The organism is Paenibacillus taiwanensis DSM 18679, from assembly GCF_000425125.1.
In the GTDB taxonomy this organism is placed as follows: Bacteria; Bacillota; Bacilli; order Paenibacillales; family Paenibacillaceae; genus Paenibacillus_B; species Paenibacillus_B taiwanensis.
Genome location: NZ_KE384306.1, coordinates 659,252 through 677,504, shown reverse-complemented (window position 1 = coordinate 677,504; position 18,253 = coordinate 659,252). Strand labels below are relative to the sequence as shown.

The following is an 18,253-nucleotide window of genomic DNA, read 5'->3' as shown; positions in this document are numbered from 1 at the left end:
CTCTTTTTCACATGTACCTGCCAACATAAGCAGTTATCTCCAACAAAAATAGCCCCTTCCATTTCCATTGAGAAATAGAGGGGGCTACACTTGCCATAATTTAAGGACCCACTAGCACTAATACATTCCCATCAGGCGCTTGCATAACAGCTACATTTCCGTCTTCTACTTGGAACGGGGTCTGTATCCATTTTACTTCAGGATCTTGGCTTAAACGCTCGTACACCAGACGGACACTTTCCACGCGTACTTCAATGTCGATTTCTTTAAGCTGCGGATTATTTTGCAAAACGAGCTGCGCCCCACCATCAGGAAACTTCAGCCCAGTAAGCGTCCACTCCCGCCCGCCTTCAAGCGGTCGTTTCACTTCCCACGCAGGCAGCACACCTAACTTGCCGTAAAACGCTTTTGACTTCTCCATATCATCCGTATATAAAGCGGCACAATGTAAAGCTCTAAACATTTCCATCATCCTTTCGTCTCTAAAGTGAGCTCCATCTTATAAATCAGTTCCTGCATGAGCGCTGCTGCTTCCCGCTCCGCCGCTTGTGCTACTGTCAGGTCCGCGACCGCATGGTCAACTACCACTCGATCACGCGGATTTCCCCCGCTCGGAAACGGAAATTGAGTCGCAACGCTGTGGAGAGCCTGACTGGACCGCTCATACAGTTGCTGCAATTTGGCGGCATCCTGCTCCCATGCCTCGTACTGAACCCGCTCCTTAGTGGAGCGTTGCTGCTTATTGTTAAAATAAGTTACCCAGTGCGCAAAAAACTGCGCAGCATAACTACGGTCATCAGCTGCTGTCGCTGCTTGATAGGCATTACCTAACACATCAGCCGTACCGCTGCGCAGCGCGTGAATCCAAGCCGTAAACGCTTCAAGCCCGTGCGAAAAGTGTAAAATGTGCCAATCCTCCCCGCGGAGGTGTCGAACCGCATCCTGTAACGTCATACGAAACGTGTCTTCAGGTCTAAGCTTGTGCTCGTAGCGATAAGCTGCTACAAACAGTTCTCCCAATTGTCTACGGCCCAATTGCTCATAAGAAATCGGGCCGTCCCCAAGGGGATCAATCGCATACACAACCTGTTGCTTGTCATCGTAGCCATAAATGAGACCAAATTCAGATACGTGCATATCCCACACCATAACCGGAACGCCCTTATCCACGCTATCCGTTATAAGCCGAAGCGCATCACTCAACTGGTCTGCTGTTGGGGGCTGAAAGCAATCCGTGCCAACAACACGAATCTCAGCTCCACAGCGCTGCATCCCTTGCCGGAAGACGTGCTGCCAATCGTAAGCTGTCGGGCCCGCAATATCGACGGTGCCCTCTCTGACTTGCAGACGGAACGGCAGTGAGCTCAAGCCCATCACTTCCTGTAAAGTCATGTTCCGCTCTGGCTCTGCGCTTGATAACATGCCGTACATCGCCAAACCAGCCGATGACCATGCGCACGGCTGGCCATTTGCGCTGCGAAACAATTGCTTGTAACGTTCCGAATCGAGTATTTTGCGTTTCATCAGCCCGTGCTCCCTCCTCTCGTGTACCATGAAGCGGAGCGTTGAACGTATAACTTGCTGCTGAAGCTTCGTTTTGGACCGATGGATAGACGTATAGACGACACCCGTTGACACTTGCAGTAGCTCAGCTATCTCAGCAGGTGCCAGCTGTTCAAAGAAATGAGCCTCGAAGATGCGTCGTTCTTTCGGCTTTAAGTGCTGTAGCATTTGTACGATAAAGATGGCTGTTTCACCACGCATCACCTTGTCCAATGTCTCATTCCCTAAATGCACACGGGACTCAGATTCTAATGTATTCGTTGATGTACCCGAACGCCTGGCAGCCACATGTTTGGCAATGCTCTCGACATTGGGACAGTCCACCCGAGCATTAGGATGAGACGCTTCATCATAGGGAACAGGCGTCTCTTTCGCATAGGGACCGCCACGACGCAGCTTCGTATAAGCTTGGTTGCGCACGATCCGATGGAGCCAAGGTACAAATCGGCTTGCATCCGTTACCGATCCTACATGTAGGAATGCATTTAATAACGCATCTTGCACGATATCTTCAGCCAGTGCATCCTGCTTGGCAATCTGTCTCGCCCAACGAAATGCCTCCTGCCGATGTCTGCGCACAAGCTCGCCAAACGCGGTGCGATCCCCAAGCTGAGCCTGCCTCACAAGTGCCGTTTCTTCGCGCATGCGTGTCTCATCCGCTGCTCTACTCGCTGTCAGTAACTCCGCTATCGGTGCCGTTTCAATCGGTTGTGCAACTACGCTTTGACCAAGCCATTTACCTGTTGTCTTCACCATCTTCCAACCTCATTTCCTCTGCTGCAAGTTACAAATGTATTGTTGAGCTTGCCAACGTTATCCGCTTCTATCTTGTCTGATGCCAGAACACGAGTAAGTCTTACAATTCAAGCATTTTTATTTTTATCATTATTGATAGTTGTTGTCCGTCCCCTGCATAAGTACAGGCAGACATGCGTCTACACGCCAAAAAGGACTGCGCTCTCATCCTAATGCCATGCAGAATAAATGCTCGGCATTAGGATGGAGAACATCAGTCCTCATCGATTATTAGAATCTATAACTACGTATAAAATTGTAGGTCTACTCCAATACCCGAGCTAAAAATGTACAGATTCAAAATATGTACCGCTTGTATTGTAGTCCCTTTATTCTGTAATGGCCGCGTATCGTTCAGGAGAAAGCAGTTGTTTTAGCGCGTCTTCCATGCTGCCCTCCACTTCAATCTCAACAATCCAGCCACTCTCATACGGTTCTGTATTCACTTGCTCAGGTGATTCTTCCAGCTCTGTGTTTACTTTTGTCACTTTGCCAGTAACCGGCGTGTACAATTCCGATACGGTCTTTACCGATTCAATGGAGCCCATACTGTCACCAGCCGACAACGCAGTGCCTACCTCGGGAAACTCAAGAAAAACAATGTCGCCCAATTGATGCTGCGCATGGTCCGTAATACCGATGCGCACCGTGCGCTCACCAACTACTAACGCCCACTCATGCTCCTCACTGTACAGCAGGTTGTTCTTAATTTCGCTCATCATAGAACCCTCTCTTCTTTGCGTAATCATAACGAAATGACCATCAAGAATATATAAAGGAATGAATACACTACTTTAAACGTACAGACAACTGGTCTGATTCTGTATGCGCTAACAAAGTTGGTTATATGCTGCTTTTATTTTAACGCCTGTGCAGGCGTCCCCGAGTTACCTATAGGGTAGTGCAGTTCGATAGTGCCTGTCAATACTCTTATGATTTTCGTCAAAATTGAATAAATGGATTGACAATGTCAGGAATGTTCAAGTAATAATGTAGGTATAACAATTAAAAAAACAGCGGATGAAGGTATAGGGAGAGATTACGGCTTAGTTTAGCAATCTAGCGCGTAACGCCGAAGGAGTAAGCCGTTAAGGTGAATCTCTCAGGCAAAAGGACTTTTACCGGACGCACCTCTGGAGAGAATCTTGTCAGTTGTGAGCGTAACAGCTTGCATATTTGCGACAAGGTCGCCCAAGGGGAAACTCATAAAGAATGATGTAAGCGTTCACCCCGAGTGACGCGATCGCTTCTAAAGTTATGAGGACACTCTCAGGTACAAGGGACAGAGCAGAAGATATACGGGCTGTTGGATTAAGCCTGCGTTTCTTTTGCCTGTTCTTTTTTGCATGTGTTGCTGGTCAAACAGATCATACGAGGTGATGACATGACAGAATTGAAGCGAACCCCCTTATTTCCGCAATACGCCAACTATCCTGGTGCCCGTTGCATAGACTTCGGTGGCTGGGAACTCCCTGTTCAATTTTCTGGTATTCAAAAAGAACATGATGCCGTTCGTCAACAAGCCGGCTTGTTTGATGTGTCGCATATGGGTGAATTTTGGATTGAAGGCCCGCAGGCAGAAGCCTTTATTCAAGGGGTGACCACAAATGACGTTACCCGCCTAGTTGATGGTCAAGCCCAATATTCTTTGCTCTGTTACCCACACGGCGGCGTCGTAGACGATCTGCTCGTTTATCGTGTTGCAGAGGGACGTTATATGCTAGTCGTAAACGCCTCTAATATCGATAAGGATTTCGCTTGGCTGGAGCAACATATACCTGCTAGTGGCGTTAACCTTCGTAACGTATCCGACGAGACCGCATTAATTGCGCTGCAAGGCCCACAAGCCGTTGCAATTCTAAGTTCGCTGACAGACACACCTGTTGCACAGTTGAAGCCGTTTCACTTTGAAGAACACGTAAATATTAAAGGTGTGACTGCGCTCGTATCCCGTACAGGCTACACGGGAGAAGACGGCTTTGAGTTATATGCCGCATCCTCTGATGCACCTAAGCTTTGGGATATCATTATGGCTGCTGGAGAGCCACATGGACTCGTTCCGGCAGGACTTGGCGCACGCGACACCCTACGCTTCGAAGCGAGACTACCACTGTATGGGCAAGAACTCTCACAACATATATCACCACTTGAGGCCTCGCTTGGCATGTTTGTTAAGCTTGACAGCGGACCCTTTATCGGCAGTGATGCCCTTCAACAGCAAAAGCAAGAGGGCCTGAAGCGTAAGCTTGTCGGATTAGAAATGATCGATAAAGGCATCGCCCGTGCCCACTACCCTGTATACGCTGATGGCAAACAAATAGGCGAAGTAACGACAGGAACACAGTCACCGACCCTCAAGCGTAATCTTGCTCTAGCTCTCATCGACACCAAATATGCGGAGCTAGGAACTGAACTGAACGTGGAAATACGCGGTAAACAGCTGAAAGCCCAAGTCATTAAAGCACCTTTTTATAAACGTAATCAAGCATAATAACATGACGTTCATTTCATACTTCATACAGCAAGCATCTGTTGCCTAATTCATCCTTACCGAAGGAGAGAACTACAAGATGAAGCAGAAGCATCGTTACATCCCGATGACTGAACAGGATCAAGCCGAGATGATGAAAGTCATTGGCATTTCCTCCGTAGAGGAACTGTTCCACGATATACCCGAGGCTGTTCGTTACCAAGGTACGCTGCCGATGTCAGAAGCGCTAGATGAGCCGTCGCTCTTGAAGCATATGAAGCAGCTAGCAGAACGCAACGCCGACTTCGAGCAGTATGTCAGCTTTCTTGGCGCAGGCATCTACGATCATCACGTGCCAGTGGTCATTAATCATGTCGTTTCTCGCTCTGAATTTTATACGGCCTATACGCCATATCAACCCGAGATCAGCCAAGGCGAACTGCAAGCGATATTTGAATTTCAATCCTATATATGTGAACTGACGGGCATGGCTGTTGCCAATGCAAGCATGTACGACGGGGCAACTGCACTTGGTGAAGCAAGTGCACTCGCAAGCGCGCATACGAAGCGCAAACAAATCGTGATCTCTCGTACCGTTCATCCTGAAGCACGTGAAATTGTATATACAACTGCAAAAGGACTTGATCTGGACGTCGTTGAGGTTGATTATAACGAAGGTACTACAGACCTCGATAAGCTTAAAGATCTCGTATCCGATCAAACTGCTGCTGTTGTCGTGCAGTCCCCTAACTTCTTTGGTGCCATTGAAGATGTCACAACTATTGCGGACATCGTACATGCACAGAAGGGCTTGCTTGTTATGAGCACTAATCCGCTCTCACTCGGTTTATTAGAAACTCCGGCCAAGCTCGGTGCCGACGTTGTCGTGGGAGACGCACAACCATTTGGCATCTCCGCTTCACTAGGCGGACCAACATGCGGATTTTTCGCTGTATCGGAAGCTCTCATGCGCCGAATGCCTGGACGCATTGTAGGACAGACTGTAGACCGTGACGGCAAGCGTGGCTTTGTACTCACTCTGCAGGCGCGCGAGCAGCATATTCGCCGAGAAAAAGCAACGTCCAACATATGCTCAAACCAAGCCTTGCTTGCTTTATGTGCATCTGTATACTTGTCCACAATGGGCAAAGCAGGTTTGCAAGAGGTCGCACAGCTAAATGTTCAGAAAGCACATTACGCAGCCAAGCAATATGAACAAGACGATAGTCTCCAGCTTGCCTTCTACGCTCCGTTCTTTAATGAGTTTGTCGTAAAGCTTCCTGAGGGAGCTTCGATACCAGCTATCAACGAGCAGCTCATTGCTAAAGGTTATATCGGTGGCTATGATCTCGGTCAGGCGTATCCTGAATTGTCTGGGCATCTGCTGCTTGCCGTAACTGAACGACGGACGAAGGATGAAATCGACGCCTTTAAGGCGCAGCTCAAGGAGGTGCTCGTATGACGGACCAACACACACAAGCCGAAGCTCCACTGACACAAGCACCAGCTCAACCGGACAAAAAGCTAATCTTCGAGCTAAGCCGTCCTGGACGTGTCGCTTATTCTCTTCCTGCTTGTGACGTACCTCTCGAAGACGTAGGCAGCCTCATTCCTGCTAATTATTTACGCAGTCAACCGGCTGAACTTCCTGAAGTATATGAAGTTGATGTCATTCGCCATTATACAGAGCTATCCCGTCGTAATTTCGGGATCGACAATGGCTTCTATCCGCTCGGTTCGTGTACGATGAAATACAATCCTAAAATTAACGAAGACACGGCACGCTTTAACGGCTTTGCCAAAATACACCCTTATCAGCCCGAATCCAGTCTGCAAGGCGCACTGGAGATGATGTATACGCTGCAACAAGATTTGGGTGCATTAACGGGAATGGATCAAGTGACACTTCAGCCCGCGGCAGGCGCACATGGTGAATGGACTGGACTGATGATGATCCGTGCTTATCATGAAAGCCGCGGCGAGACGCGTACGAAAGTCATCGTGCCTGACTCTTCACACGGCACCAATCCAGCAAGTGCAACCGTCGCAGGGCTGGAGACGATTACAATCAAGTCCAACCAACAAGGACTCGTTGATCTTGATGCCTTGCGGGCTGTAGTAGGTCCAGACACGGCTGCACTTATGCTCACAAACCCGAGCACGCTTGGCTTATTCGAAGAACATATAGTCGAAATTGCAGAAATCGTTCATGAAGCAGGCGGATTGCTGTATTATGACGGAGCTAACTCGAATGCCATTATGGGAATTACTCGCCCTGGCGATATGGGCTTTGATGTCGTTCATTTGAACTTACACAAGACGATGAGCACACCACACGGTGGCGGTGGCCCTGGCGCAGGACCTGTCGGTGTGAAGAGCAAGCTGATTCCATTCCTGCCGAAGCCGATTGTCGCGTTACGTGAAGATGGCACCTATTATTTGGACTATGATCGTCCGTCATCCATTGGTCGCGTTAAAGCTTATTACGGCAATTTCGGCATACTTGTGCGTGCATACACGTATATGCGCACTTACGGGCCTGACGGGCTTCGCACCGTGTCTGAATGCGCCGTACTGAACGCTAACTACATGATGCGTCGTCTTGCACCATACTTTGAACTTCCATACGATCAAGTATGCAAGCACGAGTTTGTTATGTCTGGACGAGCGCTTAAACAATATGGCGTCCGCACACTTGATGTAGCCAAACGATTGCTCGACTTTGGTTTCCATCCGCCTACCATCTACTTCCCGCTTAATGTAGAGGAATGTATGATGATTGAACCGACCGAAACCGAAAGTAAGGAAACGCTGGATTCCTTCATCGATACGATGATTCAAATCGCACAAGAAGCAAAGGACAATCCAGAACTATTATTAAATGCACCTTACTCCACACAGGTCCGTCGACTAGACGAGACGCAAGCCGCACGCAAGCCCGTCCTGAACTGCGCGTGCAGCTAACATTTTGGGCTCGCTCACATGGGCTTGCTGTCACCACCCTCAACGGGGCCTCCCAGAAAGCGTCCGTAGTCAAGTCAAATTAGACTGACTTGACTACGGATGCCCCGTTTTGTTGAATTTCATAAATAAGCACTAAAAACCGTCTTTTACTGTGAAATGGAAGTTACGACGCCAACATTGCACAAAAGGACGGTTTTTAGTGCGTAATCAAATGACTACCACGGAACAGTATACTACGCAGTGGAACACTTCCTTTAGGAGCAATGGAAGAACAGCCTGTTATCAAACACCTGCTCGCACCTATCTTTAAGCCCTTTGAAATAAACAAGCTCAGATGATTGTGGATTTGGAGCGCTACATTTATGCGGATGAAGGAAGATCACATGATAAACGGTCAATTGAAACAGGAAACCGGACTACGATGTGCACATAGCGACCGAAAACCAGTTCATTCTGTTCAAGAGCTGCACCAACCGATACGCGCTACTTCATCCGCCCATTATGAAGCGCCTGGCCGCATCTGCTTTGCCGATGCCCAAGACAGTGTTAGCCGAAGCAGGCCAAGGCAGTGAGGGAAATGATCTGTATGCAATAGGGAAAAACAAAGAACCGCGGGTGTGCACCTGTCTTACGGTAGCTATATGAAGGAGAAGACACGTCGTTACAAAAAGGACATTCGACATGCCTCGAACTGGACCTATGAAGGGCACGATGATCGGTTCGTGTGCCCGAATGGCCGCCAAGTTCGCTTTAAGAAATACATAACAATAGAGGAGAGCACAGAGAGCGATGATATCTGGCTGAATAAGCTGGCTTTGGTGGACAGACGATCCGTTATGTGCGGTAAAAACACGCTTTGGGTGTAGTTACTGGACAAGATATCCGCTATTGCCTCCAAACTACCGCCAATCGGGGATGAAATACGCATATAGCGTACCCCCTGTCCGCTAATCAGTCAAATAATCCTTACATCCACTCCATAACGGATCTCTCGTCCGGTTACATATTCCGCGCCGCTACCGCACCATCATACAAATGAACCGCACGCTCTGCACAGCTACATTTTGTTTGGTTTGAAAATGAGTAGTTGAGATGTGACCATATCGCTCCAGCTCGTTACAGATAGGTAGACGATGGATAGCGTGTGCGAGTAAAAATTTAACGAATGGATACGTATAAACCCTATTCCTGCAAAATGGAAGTTACGACGCCAACATTGCACAAAAGGACGGTTTTTAGTGCGTAATCAAATGACTACTACAGAACAGGATACTACGCAGTGGAACACTTCCTTTAGGAGCAAAGGAAGAACAACCTGTTATCAAACACCTGCTCGCACCTATCTTTAAGCCCTTTGAAATAAACAAGCTCAGATGATTGTGGATTTGGAGCGCTACATTTATGCGGATGAAGGAAGATCACATGAAAAACGGTCAATTGAAACAGGAAACCGGACTACGATGTGTAGATGGCGACCGAAAGCCAGTTGAAGGTGGTGGGCATCCGTTCCGCCACTTCCAGCAGAATCATAAGCCCCGTTTTTTTAACGCACGCACCCATTTTTTATCAATACGAATGCAATGAGGACAAAGGAACATCCCTTTCCTAATAGACCTTAATATAATGAACTATCACAGAAAGGAGTTGTTTGCATGTCAGGTCATCGTGAGTGCCCTCCAATTGATCCCATTCATTGCCGCCCAACGGTAATCTATCAAGACCGTTTCATCCCTCAAGTTGTCCCCGTCGTTCACCCGATCGAGATCGTTGAACGTATTCATTGTGTTCCCGTACCTAAACACATTTATGAGTGTCATCGTCGTGTTGAGCACAATTATAACGACGGATTAGGGTATGGAGACGATGCTATTAACATTAACAGCAAGCAAAAACAGACCTACAAAAAAACAAGAACGTCCAGCAAGCATCCAAGCAGAACAAAAGGAAAAAGCCGCACTAGCCGTAGAAAATAACTGCATGTTACTTTACTAAATAGCGAAGCATAATTAAGTTCATATCCTATCTCTATTCCGATACTGTTCCATATTCTATATGAGGTTATCAGTCATCACCTTCATCCCCTTGCTGACACCCACGTCTTACGAATCATATGTCCGAGTTAGCCTCGGGCCTCCTGCGGCTAACTTGGACCTCTTTAATGCACCACAACGTTCTCCGCCTAACCTCTTATAAATAAACGTTTCTACTATGTAACCTGCCGTATGTTAACGGCAGGAAAAAATGAAGGTATCCACCTTATTCCGACACTTATTTTTTTGCTAATTCTTGCAGCAATGACGCCCATTTCTCCATCGTAACATCAGAAGGGGATGAAGCAGGGGCTGGAGTCTCCACTACATGTGTTGCTTCATCTTGTGCTTGCAGACGCTCACGTTTACGTTGTGCTCGTGTTTCTCGAAGCTGTGCCATCAATGATTCCATTTTGCGTTCATTAAATTTTTTGATTTGTGCCAGCACGTCCTCCATATTGTTAATGTTGTCCAAAGGAATCCCTCCTCCCTTCGGTAAAATCAACTTTTCCACGTATAATCGTAATTACAGTACGTCAAGTTGAATGACCAAAGCCAGCAATATTTGGAACAGAACTTGAATGTTAACCGAAACGAAAGAATCTGTAGTGGACACAACAACACCTTTTGAATTTTGGATTACGACGCGCTGACGGTTCGTCTGCTTCACGTCGATTTTTTGCAACAAATCGTTTACAATCGATTCTGCACGTGTGGAACTTCCGATCGAAATGCTAATGACAACTACTAACGCGGCCTGCAACGATGCTTGCAAGGATGCCGCTATTTTTGTATCTGTTGTTGTTACATTGACATCACAGGAATCTTTAATAATAACTTCCTCATAGGAGGCCTGTACATTTTCGATAGACTGATCTGCGTCTTGTTTAACTGTAGAATGATCCAGTGGATGACAGCAATGCTCCAATGCCGACCAGTGATAATGTTTCTTGTGCCCATCGTTACACTTTTTGTGTTTTTTCTCACGCTTCTCGTGGCAACTCATAGGACCTGCACCTCACTTTATTATTTTTTACAAAACATCTATTTTAATGACCAACGCCAGCAAAATTTGCAGCAAGGCTTGTATATTTAACGATACATCGGTACTTGTCGTAGAAACGTTAACATTAGCAGAACGTTTTACAATTGTTCTTTGATAAGTCTGCTGTTTCACTTGTACCTTTTGCAATAATTCTTGTGTAACCGCCTTCGCACGATCACCATCAGCAATCGTAAGATCAATGACAATAGCAATTGCCGCTTGTAAAGCGATCTGCAAAGTAGCTGTAATCTTCGTATCCGTGGATTCTACTGTTACACCACAGGAGTCCTGTATAAATATAAGTTCTTCTGAGCCTTGCCATGTGCTCGAGATTTGATCAGCCTCTTGGTTAATATCTCCTCTGCTCATGAACTTCACCTCCCCCTTGATACTCTATTTCTATTCGATTCATATCCAAATGGTATAGATGAATTCTCTATTAAAACGTACATTCTATTCATATAGGGAAAACTATTTTTAAAAGCGCCCTAGGGCGCTTAAATAAGAAATCATTTTTTCTTCGGTTTCTTTTTTTCCTCGCTTTTCTGTTCTTTGTGCTTTTTGAGCCGTTGTTTTAGTTCTTCCTTCCCCTTCTTAGTAGAGTCAACGGCTTCTCTGACAGGCGGCTTTGAAGCTTTCATTCCCGTGGGCTTCATTGGCAGTGATGTTTTGGCGCGCGCTGCTTTATTACGTTGTTCCTGCATAAATTGAACGTATTCTGGTTTCATTTCAGCCTTCTTTTGCTGTTCCTCCAGTTGTTTCTGCGCCTCAATAAACTGCTGGACCTGCTTGGACAAATCTTCTACCATCGCTTTAATTTGTGTCTTATGGCCTTCAGCAATAGGTTGTTGAGTTTCAGGTGTAATCCCATTCCGGTGAAACGAATCTGATATAAGTAAATCCAGCACACTGTTTGGCAGCAGAAGTGGCGTTGGTTTTTGTTCGTTTTGATCTCCACTCATTGGACATTCATCCTCCTACATGGCTCATTTCGGATGTTCTATTCCACATTCTATGTATTAAAAACATAGTTTGATTGGGTGATAGGAGCAAAGGCACCAGCAAGAAGTACAGTTCAATTATTGTCCCTGTCAGCAATCGTAGTTGTGTCTACAAAATAAAAAGCCCTGCACCATTGCAAGGCTACCGATTGCTCATAAGTTTGCTATTCTTACGTGAACACTTAAAAAAGAAGCTCATTAATCCGACGGGCGAGCTTACCCGCACCATTTGTAAGGTTGCTTAGGATGTGTACTCGCGCATTCGTGTTCGTGTAAATGGAAGAATATAGTCCTACCCCAGGATCACACCCCATCACATAATATTTCATGACTTCATTATCGATGACGTTGATCCATACACCGTACCCGTAACTTACATACTCGCTTGATTTCACAAAAGGAGTTAGCATCGTCTTGGTGATTTCCTCAGTAAGCAAACGATTGTTCACTAACGCCGTCCAAAACATATCCATATCAGCAGTTGTTGTAAATGCACCGCCGTCTGACAAGCTCATAATCGGAATAGAATACATATTCGTCCGCCAAGCGCCTGCTTGATCCAGCATATATCCTGTTGCTGTACGCGCAGGAAGCTGGTCTAATCGATAGTAGCCTGAATCTCTCATCCCACAAGCTTCAAGCACATGCTGTGTAACGAAGGTATGAAACGGCATTCCTGATACATTTTCCACTATAATACCTAAAAGGATATACCCTGAATTATTATAAGCAAAGCGCTCCCCTGGTTTAAACTTCATCGCCTGATCATGAAACAACGGCAGCATATCCCGCGGTGATAAGATCGTATACATCGGCGTAGTTTGCCACAGCTCGCTATAATCTGTCATATACTCTTCATCAAAGTAATCCGGCACGCCAGAACTATGGGTCAGTAAATGATGGATCGTAATTTCTTTGTCCCAGCTTGTTCCTGATATATCCAAACAAGTGTGCAGCGGGGTCTCAAAGGTTAGCATTCCTAGCTCTACTAATTTACATATGGCAACTGCCGTAAATATTTTGCATCCAGACGCCATTCCATATCTTGTATCCACTTGGTTAGCCAATTGCTCGCTCCGATTAGTTAACCCATATGCCTGTTGAAGAACAGTTTGCTCCCCATTATGTACGAGAATACTTCCCGAAAAGGAAGCATAATGTTCCTCCATTTCCGTAGTTAGCTTGATTATGTTCATAAGCTATTCCTCCACATGGTGTTCTATGAATCTCGTTACAACCATTATATCACCATTTGGAAAATGTTATCCTATTTTCATGTTGATCACTGGAGCCCTCTGTTATTTATATCTGTCTTTGGTTTAAAATATATAATATGCAATTCAGCACAACACTTGGAGGCCAGTCTATGCAGCCAATACCGCTTAAAGAGAAAACAGCCAGCACGGTCTTGCATCAGTTTATATTTCCGTTTTCGATTCGGAAAGCGGCATACGCCGAGATGAAGCACGATTTGCAGCTAAAGGGCTTTTGTCCGTTCCGACTAACCAATACAGAGCTAGAACATGAATATTACGGTACTCACTATCACGTTTCCCACCGAGAAATGGAGCATATGTTTTTACCGTTTACAAATCAATTTTTGTTTCCGCTCAAGGCAGATGAATCGCTAAGCTTTCAACGTTACTCCAAGAAGATCGATTTGGATTGTGAATTTTATATGCCGAATACGATTATTCCGTTTCGAATTCACTCCGTTGACGTTATTTTGTGCCCTTATGAGATCGGAATGTTAACCATTCGAACCGAACTGGAACAGGACGTCTCTTACAGTCAAGGACTTGAATTTGCTAAACGCTTTCGCACACTGGAAAATTTGGAACCAGAAGATGAGGTCACTTATGTAAAGACCAAACATGCCGTTCACAAGGAAATCGTTTCTTTTTGCAATGACGAGCTTTTTCCTGGTCTATTTGACTGGATGGATCAAGAAGAGAATGATGATAATGTATTTGCCAACCTGCCCTTTTTTATAAATGAACGCATGTTTACGATCGCGCTTTATGGGCTTGATGCAGATGAAACGGTAACAAATGCCGACTTGTTCCGTGCCGTGCGGCTGAATGGCCTTGATTCAAGAGGGCAGCCTTATATTGGCTCTAGCAACGCAGATTATATTGCAAATTATGTGCATCAGCGCGTATATGATCGCTGGGCCCCCAGCACTTATCACATTGCAGACGAACATGTATTAAGCTGTGTCACTAACGAAACCAACGCCGTCATTCAATCCTTGGCAAGTAAAATGTTCGGCAGCTACTATTATGCATTTTTACTTAACCTGTTCCACAAGATTGTACTTTTAAAGTTATCGAATCACTACGGGAGACTGCGGCTAGACCGCAATCGAGAGCGCGTAGAAGATCTGATCCGCGGGATCACGCTGTTCTCTTCTCGCTTCTACTATCGTGAGATGGTAGCCGAGTCCCAACTTCACGATATTTTTCATTTGCTGCGGCGCCTGCATGGCAACGATGAGCTGCTCAAAGATGTAAAGCTGACACTGTCTGCGTTGTATGACTATCAGTCCAACGCCACCAGTAAGCGTTCTGATTACATTTTGACGGTGCTGACCATATTTACGGTTATTAGCGGCATATATGGCATGAACCAAGTGATAGAGGACTTAAAGGCTCCCATTGACTGGACAAAAGCAATGCATTATTCCTGGTTTGAATACTTGGCACTTGCCGTTACCTTTACGGGTATAAGTGTCAGTATCGTGCTTGCGATCACAACACTGGCCAGTATAAGCAAAGAGTATTTCCGACGCAAAAAGAGGCAGTAACCTGTATGAGTTACTGCCTCTTTGACTTCTCCTTCTCCAGAATCGTATCTTCCTGAAGAAGGAGCTAGATGTTAAGTAGGAAGGCAGGGATAGGCGTGGAGCTGATGACGTGCCCAAGTTAAATCTTCTGATAACACTTTATAAGGGGAATCACCGAACCACTCTAATGAAGCAAAATGATCCGCATGTTGAATTTCCTTTAATATGTAGTCATAGCGGATCTCTCCATTCCGCAGTGCAACCATGCCTTCGCGATTGCCGCTCGAAGCGTATACATTGTGCGGGTCAAATATTCGAAGCTGGCTGCGGGAATGAATATTTTTGAGATGATAGTGTCTCGTCCACGGCTTTAAGGCTCGATCGGCTACAACGGGATCGGTTCCCGCCTCCCAAATATGAAGAAAGTCTAAGTTAACACCTATTCCTTCATGATTAACTTCCTCCATCAGCTCAATCGTAGAGGATAACGTATCCGCGAGCGTATTCGGATGTGTCTCCACTAATAAACCCTTGCCGTATCTGCCGCACTCATCGGCCAGCAGTCGAAGTTGGGAAGCCATTCTCTTGCGCTCCTCTCGCTCAACAGACGCACTTGGCAGCTGTCCCGCAAACGTGCGAATATAAGGCGCTCCAAACAAATGAGCCGCTTCAAGCAGCTTAAAGCAGCGCGTTACTGTGGATGCTTTAAGCATTGGACCGTTAATATCCAAATAATCGCTAATTAACGGAATGTCAAGATGATGTAAGCGCAAATACGCAATAATTTCGGAGACGTGCTCTTTTCCCTGTTCCAGCTCATTAAGGGCATGTACGCCCCATAGTTCAATTCCATTTGCTTCCTGTTGATGAGCAAAACGTGCGATATCAGACAACCCCACCAGATGGTGACGGAACGATATCGTGCATACGGACAGCTTCATGTAAATTCCACCTCTAGTTTCTCGTTGATCCGATCGTATCTCGCTTGGATAGCCGATTTAGGTTTGTACCTTTGGCCTGTCAGAGATGTTCACATTGATGTCAAACATGTCATTTGAACCCCCAAAGGGCAGCAATCTGCGTTCCGCATCCAAAGTCGTTTCTTTCCAAAGCTCATACTGCATCACAAGTTCTTTTTTAATCGCAAGCTCCATGTGGTCGATTAGATCACAAGTTTGCAGCACAGAGGACAGCAGCTTCGTATGCCCGGACATGGACATTTTTATTGCCAAATATTGAATTTTATTTAAACCTCTTACGATATCTTCCACCCGATCTGTCCAATACTCAAACCTTTCCTCTGAATAATAAAGCCGATCTTTAAAATACATAAACGCATATTCGTAGCTATACTTGCGAATAGCAATCACTTTCATCTGCTTCACGGCAGGTGTCAGCATCGATAACGTAAAGCCATTCTTCTCCTCTGCCATCGACACAATCAGATGACGCAGGGTCGATGTCAATTCATTGTAGGAAGAATGACAATGCGCTTCGAATATGGCTTCCACCTCCTTCGCTGATGGGGCTCGCAATTGCGAAGCATCGACTACAAATCCACCACCTAACGGATTTTGTTCCACCGCTTGAAGGACCCGCTCCTTTTTCATAACCCCTTCCCAACGGAAATCCGGATCAAGTACAAACCATTCATCTTCCGCTTCAGCTTGTTCTACCATTAAATAATGAGGGAAAGGACTTTGATTAAACTTGTTCTCACGTTCAGGCAGCAACGACATATCCAGTTGGACGATAATGTGCTGATGATCTTGCTTGTTTGCAACAAGACCTAGAAGTTCAGCCACATTGTCCTGCTTCAATTTTGCTGGATCGTACCATTTGACTACTTTTGTACCAAATAGCTTCTCGTACCAGCTCATGTAATGAGAGTAATCATCGCCCTCCGAATAATAAGTGATCTCACCACGTTCTGTTTGCTCAAAGTTCGCATCCCAGACGCCAAAATAAAAGGGACGATAATCGATCATACTGCGACGTTTTACAATTTCACATAAGCAGCTAACAATACAATGTACTTTAATCATACTTTATCCCCCATACCAGACTGTGCATGAGCCTGAAGCGGATCTTTTCGTTCCAATGTAGCGATAAAATCTACAAGTCTTTCCACTGTCGTAAAGGTACTCGGTTCAATATCCTCGTCTGGAACTTCATATCCCAGCTCCAGCTCAATGTATACTAGTAACTGGATCAGTGTAACAGAATCGATTCGTAGGTCCTCTTGGAGATGCATCTTCTCCTCCAGCCCTTCGATATGGTGCAAGTTTAGCTTGGTGCGCATCACTTCCAGCAATTGTTGTTTGCATTGATCACGATTCATTTGAATGTGACCTCCTTTTCCAATTGTGTGCGGCTTATTTTGCCGGTGGGAGACTTAGCAATATGGTTCACACAGTTAATGTGCGCTGGCACTTGATACGCAGGAAGCTGCTTGAGGCACCACTCCCGAATCATATCCGGTGTGAGCTGTGGTTTTGCTACAACATGGCACAAAACTTGTTCTCCCATCACAGGGTGTATACCGCGAAATACGACAGCTTCCTCCACACCAAACATTTTCAGAACAACTTGCTCAACTTCTAATGGGAATACTTTAAGCCCTGATACATTAATGACATCATCCATGCGGGAAACGTATCGTAATCGCCCTACTGTTGTCATATAACCAAGATCCGCCGTATGAATAGTCGTTTCGGACTGCTTAACCACAATCTCGTCAGGATGCTCGCTATCTGTTCCGGCACTAACTTGATGACGGTTAAGCGCAAAGCCCAGATCCAAATGGGAGTCCATCTGACTGCTGATGCTAATACATCCTGCCTCCGAGCAACCATACTGCTGCATCATAAATGCAGTTCGCTGCCTCAACTCGTCGAATACACCCGAGGGAATCGGCATTCCCGAAGTCATTAGACGATGGAACAACGCCCGCTTTCCTGTCATCTCATCCAACATACGCAGCTGCGCTGGTACCCCATATACGATATGAGCTGGCAGTTGCCGCATCACACTTAGCGTTAATTTGGGGTTCGCAGCAGTGACAATGATAGGCTCTGCACCTCTTTTAAAAGCTGCCAGCACGCCACACAGCAGACCGTAGGAATGTGTAATCGCGGCGAGTACGATAGGCACCTCCGCCTTATCCAATTGAATAGCTTCATTATAAGAACTTATTTCGTGATCTATGCTCTCCCAAGTTCGTTCGATCAGTTTCGGTTCTCCCGTAGTGCCAGAACTGAATTGCAGCAGCGAAGGAACGTGACGGACTACAGCAGCATCACCCGCTTGTATCCGTTGGAACTGTTGGATCTCATCATAGATTACGATGTGGCAGCCGGCCTTTTCCGCCAGTCTCATAACAGTAGGTAATGGCGTATCTGCTCTCATGAGCATGACAGACGCCCCGCGTTCCTTCAAATACAACACAAGCGCTATCGTATCCAACACCGATTGTATGCAAATCGCATAACTGAATCCGGAAGGATGTTGAAGATAATCAATGGATTGGTACGTTTTGATACGCTCATCATACGTCTTTTTATTCACATACTCTCGATTGATGCTAAACATAACCGTTCC

General features: G+C 46.0%; 19 protein-coding genes and 1 riboswitch. Of the genes, 7 read left to right on the top strand and 12 right to left on the bottom strand.

Going from position 1 to position 18,253, the window contains the following annotated elements; genetic code table 11:
- Positions 1-100: 100 nt before the first annotated feature.
- From H509_RS0111975 to gcvH, 3 genes are all read right to left on the bottom strand, one after another.
- Complete coding sequence (locus H509_RS0111975; RefSeq protein WP_028545298.1) at positions 101-463, bottom strand: VOC family protein; 363 nt, start codon at positions 461-463, stop codon at positions 101-103.
- Between the two features lie 5 nt (positions 464-468).
- A complete protein-coding gene (locus tag H509_RS0111970; protein ID WP_028545297.1) occupies positions 469-2,319 on the bottom strand; it encodes a sigma-70 family RNA polymerase sigma factor in 1,851 nt (616 codons plus the stop codon).
- A gap of 368 nt (positions 2,320-2,687) precedes the next feature.
- Positions 2,688-3,077: a glycine cleavage system protein GcvH gene (gene gcvH / locus H509_RS0111965; protein WP_028545296.1), complete on the bottom strand. Its 390-nt coding sequence runs from the start codon at positions 3,075-3,077 to the stop codon at positions 2,688-2,690.
- A gap of 301 nt (positions 3,078-3,378) precedes the next feature.
- A riboswitch (glycine riboswitch) is annotated at positions 3,379-3,486 on the top strand.
- A gap of 256 nt (positions 3,487-3,742) precedes the next feature.
- Here gcvH and gcvT point away from each other — a divergent pair.
- The 6 genes from gcvT to H509_RS25060 all read left to right on the top strand — a co-directional run bounded on the left by gcvT (position 3,743) and on the right by H509_RS25060 (position 9,765).
- On the top strand, positions 3,743-4,849 hold the full coding sequence (gene gcvT, locus H509_RS0111960; protein WP_028545295.1) for a glycine cleavage system aminomethyltransferase GcvT: 1,107 nt from the start codon (positions 3,743-3,745) through the stop codon (positions 4,847-4,849).
- Between the two features lie 79 nt (positions 4,850-4,928).
- The gene (gcvPA, locus tag H509_RS0111955; protein ID WP_028545294.1) at positions 4,929-6,290 is read left to right on the top strand and encodes an aminomethyl-transferring glycine dehydrogenase subunit GcvPA; all 1,362 of its coding nucleotides are present in this window, start codon (positions 4,929-4,931) and stop codon (positions 6,288-6,290) included.
- Positions 6,287-7,792: an aminomethyl-transferring glycine dehydrogenase subunit GcvPB gene (gene gcvPB / locus H509_RS0111950; protein ID WP_051286989.1), complete on the top strand. Its 1,506-nt coding sequence runs from the start codon at positions 6,287-6,289 to the stop codon at positions 7,790-7,792. The genes gcvPA and gcvPB overlap by 4 nt, the downstream gene beginning before the upstream one ends.
- Before the next feature lie 362 nt (positions 7,793-8,154).
- Positions 8,155-8,364 (top strand): hypothetical protein, encoded by a 210-nt coding sequence (locus H509_RS27995; protein WP_211234331.1) that lies wholly within the window; start codon positions 8,155-8,157, stop codon positions 8,362-8,364.
- Between the two features lie 69 nt (positions 8,365-8,433).
- Positions 8,434-8,658 carry a hypothetical protein gene (locus tag H509_RS27660; RefSeq protein WP_157277638.1) on the top strand — a complete coding sequence of 75 codons (225 nt, stop codon included), beginning with the start codon at positions 8,434-8,436 and terminating at the stop codon, positions 8,656-8,658.
- A 786-nt stretch (positions 8,659-9,444) separates the two neighbouring features.
- Positions 9,445-9,765 (top strand): hypothetical protein, encoded by a 321-nt coding sequence (locus tag H509_RS25060; RefSeq protein ID WP_036696979.1) that lies wholly within the window; start codon positions 9,445-9,447, stop codon positions 9,763-9,765.
- Between the two features lie 295 nt (positions 9,766-10,060).
- Here H509_RS25060 and H509_RS0111935 read toward each other — a convergent pair whose 3' ends face one another.
- From H509_RS0111935 to H509_RS0111915, 5 genes are all read right to left on the bottom strand, one after another.
- Positions 10,061-10,297: a hypothetical protein gene (locus tag H509_RS0111935; protein WP_028545291.1), complete on the bottom strand. Its 237-nt coding sequence runs from the start codon at positions 10,295-10,297 to the stop codon at positions 10,061-10,063.
- A gap of 51 nt (positions 10,298-10,348) precedes the next feature.
- Positions 10,349-10,828 carry a spore coat protein gene (locus tag H509_RS0111930; RefSeq protein ID WP_028545290.1) on the bottom strand — a complete coding sequence of 160 codons (480 nt, stop codon included), beginning with the start codon at positions 10,826-10,828 and terminating at the stop codon, positions 10,349-10,351.
- A gap of 27 nt (positions 10,829-10,855) precedes the next feature.
- Positions 10,856-11,236: a spore coat protein gene (locus tag H509_RS0111925; RefSeq protein ID WP_051286986.1), complete on the bottom strand. Its 381-nt coding sequence runs from the start codon at positions 11,234-11,236 to the stop codon at positions 10,856-10,858.
- Positions 11,237-11,376: 140 nt separating this feature from the next.
- The gene (locus H509_RS25055; RefSeq protein WP_036696978.1) at positions 11,377-11,829 is read right to left on the bottom strand and encodes a hypothetical protein; all 453 of its coding nucleotides are present in this window, start codon (positions 11,827-11,829) and stop codon (positions 11,377-11,379) included.
- 221 nt (positions 11,830-12,050) lie between these two features.
- Complete coding sequence (locus H509_RS0111915) at positions 12,051-13,064, bottom strand: serine hydrolase domain-containing protein (protein WP_028545288.1); 1,014 nt, start codon at positions 13,062-13,064, stop codon at positions 12,051-12,053.
- A 170-nt stretch (positions 13,065-13,234) separates the two neighbouring features.
- Between H509_RS0111915 and H509_RS0111910 the strand changes: the two genes are divergently transcribed.
- Positions 13,235-14,674 carry a hypothetical protein gene (locus H509_RS0111910; RefSeq protein ID WP_028545287.1) on the top strand — a complete coding sequence of 480 codons (1,440 nt, stop codon included), beginning with the start codon at positions 13,235-13,237 and terminating at the stop codon, positions 14,672-14,674.
- 71 nt (positions 14,675-14,745) lie between these two features.
- On the opposite strand, the gene H509_RS0111905 is transcribed toward H509_RS0111910, so the two are convergent.
- From H509_RS0111905 to H509_RS0111890, 4 genes are read right to left on the bottom strand one after another with little or no spacing between them, the layout of a single operon-like run.
- Positions 14,746-15,594, bottom strand: a complete 849-nt coding sequence (locus tag H509_RS0111905; RefSeq protein WP_028545286.1) for a sugar phosphate isomerase/epimerase family protein — start codon at positions 15,592-15,594, stop codon at positions 14,746-14,748.
- A gap of 57 nt (positions 15,595-15,651) precedes the next feature.
- On the bottom strand, positions 15,652-16,698 hold the full coding sequence (locus H509_RS25050) for a DUF6005 family protein (RefSeq protein WP_281169730.1): 1,047 nt from the start codon (positions 16,696-16,698) through the stop codon (positions 15,652-15,654).
- A complete protein-coding gene (locus H509_RS0111895) occupies positions 16,695-16,994 on the bottom strand; it encodes a phosphopantetheine-binding protein (RefSeq protein WP_028545285.1) in 300 nt (99 codons plus the stop codon). Before H509_RS0111895 ends, H509_RS25050 begins: the two co-directional genes overlap by 4 nt.
- Complete coding sequence (locus H509_RS0111890; RefSeq protein ID WP_028545284.1) at positions 16,991-18,244, bottom strand: AMP-binding protein; 1,254 nt, start codon at positions 18,242-18,244, stop codon at positions 16,991-16,993. Before H509_RS0111890 ends, H509_RS0111895 begins: the two co-directional genes overlap by 4 nt.
- Between the last annotated feature and the right edge of the window lie 9 nt (positions 18,245-18,253).

Bases quoted from the DNA above. Each gene is read 5' to 3' on its own strand.
- H509_RS0111970 (WP_028545297.1), bottom strand. From the start codon at position 2,319: ATGGTGAAGACAACAGGTAAATGGCTTGGTCAAAGCGTAGTTGCACAA.
- H509_RS0111890 (WP_028545284.1), bottom strand. From the start codon at position 18,244: ATGTTTAGCATCAATCGAGAGTATGTGAATAAAAAGACGTATGATGAG.
- H509_RS0111925 (WP_051286986.1), bottom strand. From the start codon at position 11,236: ATGAGCAGAGGAGATATTAACCAAGAGGCTGATCAAATCTCGAGCACA.
- H509_RS25050 (WP_281169730.1), bottom strand. From the start codon at position 16,698: ATGATTAAAGTACATTGTATTGTTAGCTGCTTATGTGAAATTGTAAAA.
- H509_RS25055 (WP_036696978.1), bottom strand. From the start codon at position 11,829: ATGAGTGGAGATCAAAACGAACAAAAACCAACGCCACTTCTGCTGCCA.
- gcvH (WP_028545296.1), bottom strand. From the start codon at position 3,077: ATGAGCGAAATTAAGAACAACCTGCTGTACAGTGAGGAGCATGAGTGG.
- H509_RS0111915 (WP_028545288.1), bottom strand. From the start codon at position 13,064: ATGAACATAATCAAGCTAACTACGGAAATGGAGGAACATTATGCTTCC.
- H509_RS0111895 (WP_028545285.1), bottom strand. From the start codon at position 16,994: ATGAATCGTGATCAATGCAAACAACAATTGCTGGAAGTGATGCGCACC.
- gcvPA (WP_028545294.1), top strand. From the start codon at position 4,929: ATGAAGCAGAAGCATCGTTACATCCCGATGACTGAACAGGATCAAGCC.
- H509_RS27660 (WP_157277638.1), top strand. From the start codon at position 8,434: ATGAAGGAGAAGACACGTCGTTACAAAAAGGACATTCGACATGCCTCG.
- H509_RS0111930 (WP_028545290.1), bottom strand. From the start codon at position 10,828: ATGAGTTGCCACGAGAAGCGTGAGAAAAAACACAAAAAGTGTAACGAT.
- H509_RS0111905 (WP_028545286.1), bottom strand. From the start codon at position 15,594: ATGAAGCTGTCCGTATGCACGATATCGTTCCGTCACCATCTGGTGGGG.
- H509_RS27995 (WP_211234331.1), top strand. From the start codon at position 8,155: ATGCGGATGAAGGAAGATCACATGATAAACGGTCAATTGAAACAGGAA.
- gcvPB (WP_051286989.1), top strand. From the start codon at position 6,287: ATGACGGACCAACACACACAAGCCGAAGCTCCACTGACACAAGCACCA.
- H509_RS25060 (WP_036696979.1), top strand. From the start codon at position 9,445: ATGTCAGGTCATCGTGAGTGCCCTCCAATTGATCCCATTCATTGCCGC.
- H509_RS0111975 (WP_028545298.1), bottom strand. From the start codon at position 463: ATGTTTAGAGCTTTACATTGTGCCGCTTTATATACGGATGATATGGAG.
- gcvT (WP_028545295.1), top strand. From the start codon at position 3,743: ATGACAGAATTGAAGCGAACCCCCTTATTTCCGCAATACGCCAACTAT.
- H509_RS0111910 (WP_028545287.1), top strand. From the start codon at position 13,235: ATGCAGCCAATACCGCTTAAAGAGAAAACAGCCAGCACGGTCTTGCAT.